Source organism: Sphingomonas sp., assembly GCF_039595165.1.
Taxonomy (GTDB): Bacteria; Pseudomonadota; Alphaproteobacteria; order Sphingomonadales; family Sphingomonadaceae; genus Sphingomonas.
This window is the reverse complement of record NZ_JBCNMA010000169.1, coordinates 1-6,217: the sequence shown is the minus strand read 5'-3', so window position 1 is coordinate 6,217 and position 6,217 is coordinate 1. Positions and strand designations below refer to the sequence as shown.

Below are 6,217 nucleotides of genomic sequence, written 5' to 3'. Positions count from 1 at the left end.
TGATCGGTGTTCATGCCGATGCCGAAGCGCATGCGCAGCACGCGCTCCTCGCGCGGGGTGAGGCTGGCGAGGACGCGGGTGACGGTTTCCTTGAGGTTGGCCTGGATCGCCGCATCCACCGGGATGATCGCGTTCTTGTCCTCGATGAAGTCGCCGAGGTGCGAATCCTCCTCGTCGCCGATCGGCGTCTCGAGGCTGATCGGCTCCTTGGCGATCTTCATCACCTTGCGCACCTTCTCGAGCGGCATCGAGAGGCGCTCGGCCATTTCCTCCGGTGTGGGCTCGCGGCCCTGCTCGTGGAGGAACTGGCGGCTGGTGCGGACCAGCTTGTTGATCGTCTCGATCATGTGGACCGGGATGCGGATGGTGCGCGCCTGGTCGGCGATCGAGCGGGTGATCGCCTGGCGGATCCACCAGGTCGCATAGGTGCTGAACTTGTAGCCGCGGCGATACTCGAACTTGTCCACCGCCTTCATCAAGCCGATATTGCCCTCCTGGATCAGGTCCAGGAACTGCAGGCCGCGGTTGGTGTACTTCTTGGCGATCGAGATCACGAGGCGGAGATTGGCCTCGACCATCTCCTTCTTGGCGATGCGCGCCTCGCGCTCGCCCTTCTGCACCATGTTGACGATGCGGCGGAACTCGGTGAGCGCCATGCCGGTCTGCTGGCTGATCTCGCTGACCTCGACACGGATGCGGTCCACCGCCGCGGCCTCGTTCGCCGCGAACGCCGCCCATTTCTTGTCGAGCGCGCCGACCGAGCCGAGCCACTGCTCGTCGAGCTCATGGCCCATGTAGCGGTCCAGAAAGTCCTTGCGGTTGACCTTGTGGCGCTCGGCGAGGCGCAGCATCTGGCCGCCCAGCGCGGTCAGGCGCCGGTTGAAGCTGTAGAGCTGGTCGACGAGATACTCGATCTTCGCCTGGTGGAACTGCACGCTCTCGACCTCGGCGGTGAGGTCCTCGCGCAGCTTCTGGTACTTCTTCTCGTCCGCGGCCGACAGCTCGCCGCCCGCCGCCATCGCGTCGAGCCGCTGCTGCTGGACCTTGCTGAACTTCTTGTAGATCGCGGTGATGCTCGCGAAGCGCTCCAGCGCCTGCGGCTTGAGCGTCTCTTCCATCTGCGCGAGGCTGAGCGTGTTGTCCTCCTCGTCGTCGTCGGAGGGACGCGGTGCGCGGCGTTCGGTGAGCTCGTCGTCCTCGTCGTCGGCAGGCGCCTCTTCGGGCTCCTCCTCTTCCTTGAACGAAGCGCCGGCGGTCTTCTCGCTGATCTCGCCCGAATCGTCATCCTCGGCGCCCTCGACCTGCTCGGCCGACGGACCCTTGGAGAGCATCGCGTCGAGATCGAGGATCTCGCGCAGCTGCATCGTGCCTTCGTTGAGCGCATCGGACCAGCCGATGATCGCGTTGAAGGTGATCGGGCTCTCGCAGAGGCCCAGGATCATCGTGTCACGGCCGGCCTCGATGCGCTTGGCGATCGCGATCTCGCCTTCGCGGCTGAGCAGCTCGACGGCGCCCATCTCGCGCAGGTACATGCGCACCGGATCGTCGGTGCGATCGACGGTCTCCTTCTTCTTGGTCTCGAAGGCGGGGGCGCTGTCGTCCTGGTCGTCGGACGCGTCGATCTCGTCGGGGCCGTCGGCCTCGGCCTCGCCGTCCTCGCCCGCGTCCTCATTCTCGACGACGTTGACGCCCATGTCGGACAGCGCCGACATCACGTCCTCGATCTGCTCCGAGGTGAACTGGTCCTGCGGGAGCATCTCGTTGAGCTGGTCGACGGTGATGTAGCCGCGCTTCTTGGCGCGCGCGACCAGCTTCTTGATGGAGCCTTCGTTGAGATCGATGAGCGGCGCGTCGCCCGCCTCGGTGGTGTCCGCGCCGTCCGTCATGATTGCCTTTGCCATCGAATGCCTTTGTATCGGATGGCGGCTATTATACGCCGCCTATTCGCTGAATTACTCTTCGTCCGCAAGCATCAGATTCGCGAGTCGCGCCTCGAGCTCCGCCTTGCGCCGCACGAGCGCTACCTGACGCTCGAACGCCTCGTCGCTGAAACGCGCCTGAACCGCTGCCGTTGCCTCGGCCAATGCGGCATCGACCTGCGGCCTCGCCACGAGCACCGCAATCGCCTCACCCAGATCGAGCGCAGCACGCCCCGCGTCCCAGTCTTTCTGCGTGAAAGTGAAGGGAAGCGTGTCGGCGCGGAGCAACTCGGCCGCCATTTGATCGAAACCGGACGCCGCCAATATGGTGCGCAGGCGAGCGGTATCAAGCGCCTGATCCTCCAGCGCGACATCGATCACGGCTTCGAACAGCCGCCCGAGCGCGCCGTCGGCGAGGCGCAGGCTGGACAGCGTCTCCATGTGACGGGCGATCTCGGCCGGATGGCGGATCAGGCCGGCGAGGACGGCTTTGGCCAGCACGCGGTCGATCCCGGTCGCGCCGAGCGCTTGCACGGTGGGGCTGGGCGGCGGCTCGGGCGGCTGCCAGCGCTGGCCCGGACGCGCGCCGCGCTGGGGTGTGCGCGGCGTGAAGCTGCGCGGGGCGGGCGCGAAATGCGCGTCGCAGCGGTTGCGGAACTCGGTAACGTATTCGTGGCGGACATTGCCGTCCTGGATCGTCGCGGCAAGATCGGACAGGCGGCGCTTGAGGCCGGCGCGAGCTTCGGGCGTGTCGAGCGGCTCGGCGGCGAGCTCGTGATGCCAGATGCGGTCGGCGAGCGGCTGGGCGGCCTGGAGCAGTGCTTCGAACGCCTGCGGGCCCGAGCTGCGGACCAGATCGTCCGGATCCTGGCCGTTGGGCAGGGTGACGAAGGCGAGGCTGCGGCCCGGGCCGAGATGGGGCAGGGCGCGGTGCGCGGCGCGGATCGCGGCCTTCTGCCCCGCTGAATCGCCGTCGAACGCCAGCAGAGGGATGTCCGCCATGCGCCACAGCCGCTCGAGCTGATGCTCGGTGAGCGCGGTGCCGAGCGGCGCCACCGCCTCGCCGAACCCGGCCTGGGCGAGCGCGATCACGTCCATATAGCCCTCGACCGCGATCACCCGGCCCGTCTTACGCGAGGCGGCCGCCGCGCGGTCGAGATTGTAGAGCGTGCGCCCCTTGTCGAAGAGCGGGGTCTCGGGGGAGTTGAGGTATTTCGGCTCGCCCTCGCCGATGATGCGCCCGCCAAAGCCGATCACCCGGCCGCGCGCGTCCTTGATCGGGATCATGAGGCGTCCGCGGAAGCGGTCGTACGGCTCCTTGCCTTCGACCTGGATCAGCAGCCCGGCTTCGACCAGCATCGGATCGCCATAGGTCTTGAGCGTCTCGCGCAGCTTGGTGCGCGAGTCCGGCGCGAAGCCCATGCCGAAGGCGCGGGCGGTGTCGGCGGTGATCCGCCGGCGTTCGAGCAGCGCGCGGGCCTCCGCGCCGGCGAGGCCATGGAGCTGGTCGACATAGAATTTGGCGGCGTCGGCCATCGCCTCATGCAGCCCCTTGGTCTTCTCCGCCTTTTCCGCCGCGCGCGGATCGGCCTGCGGGACGTCCATCCCCGCCGCCGCGGCAAGTTCCTTCACCGCGTCCATGAAGGGCAGGCCCTGCTGGTCGGTGAGCCAGCGGATCGCGTCGCCATGCGCGCCGCAGCCGAAGCAATGGTAGAAGCCCTTGTCGTCGTTGATCGTGAAGGACGGCGTCTTCTCGTTGTGGAAGGGGCAGCACGCCTTCCACTCGCGGCCGGCGCGCGTGATCTTCACGCTGCGCCCGATCAGCGCCGAGAGCGTGGTGCGGGCGCGCAGTTCGTCGAGAAAGGCGGGCGTCAGCGCCACGTCAGGAGAGCGCCGCCTTCACCAGCCCCGATGCCTTGCTCATGTCGAGCTGGCTCGCATGGCGGGCCTTGAGCTCGGCCATCACCCGGCCCATGTCCTTCATGCCCGACGCGCCGAGCTCGGCCTTGATCGCCTCGATCGCCGCGGTCGTCTCCGCCTCGCTCAGCTGCGCGGGAAGGAAGCGCTCGATCACGGCGACCTCGGCCTTCTCGGCGTCGGCGAGCTCCTGGCGGCCGCCCTTCTCGTACATCTCGATCGATTCGCGGCGCTGCTTGACCATCTTCTGCAGCACCTCGACCACCAGCGCGTCGTCGTCGGCAACGGGCGCCTGGGTGCGCGCCTCGATGTCGCGGTTCTTGATCGCGCTCTGGATCAGGCGGATGGCGGCGGTCCCTTCCTTGTCGCCGCCCTTCATGGCGGTGACGAGAGCGGCCTTGATGTCGTCGCGGATCATTTGCTTTCTACCCACAGGTGAATCGGAATTATCGGCCATTAGACCCCGCAGGCGGTTGACGGGAAGGGGGGAGGGGTCTAGCGGGCGGCTCTTAGCACACATTGCCGGAAACCCCCGTAGGAGCGCCCTCTCATAATGGCCGACGCGACGCCTTTTACCGTGCCTGAAGGAGCTACAGGCGTTCTGGTTCTCGCCAGCGGTGAGGTGATCTGGGGACGCGGTTTCGGCGCCGAGGGCAATGCTGCGGGCGAGGTCTGCTTCCACACCGCGATGACCGGCTATCAGGAGATCATGACCGACCCGAGCTTCGCGGGCCAGATGATCTGCTTCACCTTCCCGCATATCGGCAATGTCGGCGCCAACCCGGACGATGTCGAGGCGGACAACCCCCACGCGCTCGGCATGATCGTGCGCGAGGACGTGACCGAGCCCTCCAACTTCCGCAGCGTCGAGCGGCTCGACGCGTGGATGAAGAAGCATGAGCGGATCGGGCTCGCCGGGGTCGATACCCGCGCGCTGACGCGCCGCATCCGCGGGCAAGGCGCGCCCAATGGCGTGATCGCGCATTCGGCGAAGGGCGAGTTCGACATTCCCTGGCTGCTGGAGCGGGCGCGGGCGTGGCCGGGGCTGGAGGGCATGGACCTTGCCATCACCGTTACCACCGAGACCCATTTCGGCTGGGAAGGCGGGGTGTGGCGGCTGGGCCAGGGATATGGAAGTTCACACAGGCTTGACACTGTCGGTGCCAAGCGCCCGCATGTCGTTGCGATCGATTATGGTAGCAAACACAATATCTTCCGAAACCTTGTTAAGGCTGGTGCTGAAGTAACGGTGCTGCCCGCCACCGCGACGGCGGAGCAGGTGCTGAGCTTCGACCCCGACGGCATCTTCCTGTCGAACGGCCCGGGCGATCCCGCGGCGACCGGCGAATATGCCGTGCCGGTGATCCGCGAGCTGCTGGAGACGAAGAAGCCGCTGTTCGGCATCTGCCTCGGCCACCAGCTGCTCGGCCTCGCGGTGGGCGCGCAGACCACCAAGATGTTCCAGGGCCATCGCGGGGCGAACCATCCGGTCAAGCGGCTCAGTGACGGCGCGGTCGAGATCACCAGCATGAACCACGGCTTTGCGGTGGACCGCGAAACGCTGCCCGCGGGCGTGACCGAGACGCATGTGTCGCTGTTCGACGGCAGCAATTGCGGGATCGAGATCGACGGCGGCCGAGCGTTCAGCGTGCAGTACCACCCCGAGGCGAGCCCGGGGCCGCAAGACAGCTTCTATCTGTTCGAGCGGTTTGTGGGGATGATGCAGTGAGCCGAAAGTTCGCAACTATCACATTAGCGCTCGGTCTCTTCGTATCATGCAGCGCATTGGCGGCAGCGGCGCAATCGAACGATGTAAAGCCCAACACAAGCACGGTCAGGAAACAAATCGATCCGGCCACTTATCAACGGATGAACTGTGAGCAGCGTTGGGGTTCTGATCTTTCTTGGCTCGATGACGCGACCGAAGTTCGCTTGAGCCTATTCTATGACCTGCAAGGGCTCTCCGAAGAGCAGCGGTCTGTTGAGATCAAAAGGTTGGAAGACAGCGGCATTAAGCGAGTGCATGCCAGCGAGGATCGATCGGATTTTTCAACGGAAGAAAGGCCGGGCAAAACGCTGCTTGTGGGTGACAAGCAAACACTGCTGCGCGTGGTTCTCCGAGGACCGTCCGCCAACGCGCTTATGAAAGAAGGATGCGCTGGGCCGCCAGATTTCCGACTGATCCGCAGCGTCGAATTTGCACGAGTGAAATAATGCCCAAACGCACCGACATCTCCTCCATCCTCGTCATCGGCGCCGGTCCCATCGTGATCGGGCAGGCGTGCGAGTTCGACTATTCGGGCACGCAGGCGATCAAGGCGCTCAAGGAAGAGGGCTATCGCATCGTCCTGGTCAATTCGAACCCGGCGACGATCATGACC

5 protein-coding genes are annotated in these 6,217 nt (G+C 65.9%); 2 read left to right on the top strand and 3 right to left on the bottom strand.

The window, feature by feature from the left end; all coding sequences use genetic code 11:
- The 3 genes from rpoD to ABDV68_RS17905 form a co-directional block, all read right to left on the bottom strand.
- The coding region (rpoD, locus tag ABDV68_RS17915) for an RNA polymerase sigma factor RpoD (protein ID WP_343521461.1) at positions 1 to 1,901 on the bottom strand (1,901 nt) is incomplete at its 3' end.
- A gap of 51 nt (positions 1,902 to 1,952) precedes the next feature.
- A complete protein-coding gene (dnaG, locus tag ABDV68_RS17910; RefSeq protein ID WP_343521460.1) occupies positions 1,953 to 3,800 on the bottom strand; it encodes a DNA primase in 1,848 nt (615 codons plus the stop codon).
- Position 3,801: 1 nt separating this feature from the next.
- The gene (locus ABDV68_RS17905) at positions 3,802 to 4,254 is read right to left on the bottom strand and encodes a GatB/YqeY domain-containing protein (RefSeq protein ID WP_331028796.1); all 453 of its coding nucleotides are present in this window, start codon (positions 4,252 to 4,254) and stop codon (positions 3,802 to 3,804) included.
- Between the two features lie 135 nt (positions 4,255 to 4,389).
- On the opposite strand from ABDV68_RS17905, the gene carA reads away from it, so the two are divergent.
- On the top strand, positions 4,390 to 5,565 hold the full coding sequence (gene carA, locus ABDV68_RS17900; RefSeq protein WP_343521459.1) for a glutamine-hydrolyzing carbamoyl-phosphate synthase small subunit: 1,176 nt from the start codon (positions 4,390 to 4,392) through the stop codon (positions 5,563 to 5,565).
- The gene (locus tag ABDV68_RS17895) at positions 5,562 to 6,050 is read left to right on the top strand and encodes a hypothetical protein (RefSeq protein WP_343521458.1); all 489 of its coding nucleotides are present in this window, start codon (positions 5,562 to 5,564) and stop codon (positions 6,048 to 6,050) included. The genes carA and ABDV68_RS17895 overlap by 4 nt, the downstream gene beginning before the upstream one ends.
- The last annotated feature ends 167 nt before the right edge of the window (positions 6,051 to 6,217 follow it).